Here is a 1553-nt window from a genome sequence, read left to right on the forward strand (position 1 = left end):
GCCATTAGTGGAGAAAATAACATTGATACCGTTACACCTGAGAGTATGATGTGATTTGCTAGCTTTTTCATAATTAATCCTTTTGGTATATTGCTTTAGTTTAAATTCACTACTATGCTTTTTGCATCTTTACTTACACTTAGAGTGTATTTAGCTTTTTGAACTTTTGCTTTGATGTTTTTATGTAAGCTTTGATTATTTTTAATAATAGTTTCTAATAAGCTTTGTAAGTCTTTTTGATTTAAGTGTTTATTGTTTGCATCTACAAAGCCTTTTTCGCTTTGCATTAAAATAAAGCTTTTATTTTTTACATTATTGCTTGTATATACATTAATAGAACTATCTTTAGAAAGATTAATAGCTTCTTTAGCACTTAAATAAGTTTTAGTATCATCTTTTAAGATAAAGCTATAATGATCAAAGTTATTAATAGTATTTGCTTTGATACTTGTATTTAATACTAAATGATTATTAGTACCACTTTTATGCATTAGAGCTTTTGATACAAAGTTATCATCTTCTTTAGTTTGTAAAAAGCTACCTGCTAATACTTCTATATTGGTATTATTAAAAATATTAGTATTACCACTTAGATATAAAGTATTATTATAGCTTTTATCATTTTCACTATATACACCAGAAGCACTTATAAATATAGCTTTGTTGTTTTTATACTCATCTATATTTAAATTATTTATATGAGTATAATTATCATGAGTATTCTTAGCTATACCTGCACTAATTACTATTTCCCCTTCTCTTTTATCAGAAGCTGTACCTAGGGCTAGATTATCAAAGATAAAAGTATTATTAGCACTTTCAGTTTTAGCATTAATAACATAAACATTAGAACTAGCTGCACTTGAATAATCTTTAATGTTTAAAGTATTATTATTAGCATTTTCATTGGCTCTTAAAATGATTTTAGAACCTTTATCTATATTAGAAGCATTGGATAAAGATTGTACAAGATTATATTTTATAGTGTTTTTTTCTAAATTATCAGCTTCTATAATAGTAGTGAGGTTTCTACCTGATTTTACATTATCTAAAACTATACTATTAGCATTAGCACTACTTGCATAATAATCTTTATTATCCAAACTAACCTTACTTACTCCATATAAGTATAAAGGTATAGCTATGTTTGAGTTTTTAATAACAATGCTATTATTATTTGCTTTAGAGCTTAGAGTTTGTGCTGCTGTGATTTGAATTTTATCTTGATGGTTTTCAACAGTAAGTCCTTGGGTTAAATCCCCATTGATATTAATACTATTATTATTAGCTCCTTTAGTAGCTACCCCACCATAAAGATTAAACTCATTTTTACCTGTAAAATTAGAATTAATTTCAAATGGTTTTTTTAGATTAATATTAATGCTATTATCATTAGCTATACCATTATTAGTTACACCTGCATAAAAGTCTAAGAGTGCTTTTACTTCTACATTAGTATTTAATGCTAATAAGGTTTGTAAGTCTTTTATATCTATAGTGTTTTTATAAGCATTACCTTGTATGATTTTACCCCCATAGATTTCTCCTACTAA

The 1553-nt window shown here is 25.9% G+C and carries 1 pseudogene; it reads right to left on the bottom strand.

Annotated elements, in window-relative coordinates:
• Positions 1-95: 95 nt before the first annotated feature.
• Positions 96-1553, bottom strand: a pseudogene (locus tag L8X24_RS07870) (hypothetical protein); the annotation flags it as partial.

Origin of the sequence: Campylobacter sp. CNRCH_2015_0814, from assembly GCF_025772765.1 — a bacterium.
In the GTDB taxonomy this organism is placed as follows: domain Bacteria; phylum Campylobacterota; class Campylobacteria; order Campylobacterales; family Campylobacteraceae; genus Campylobacter_D.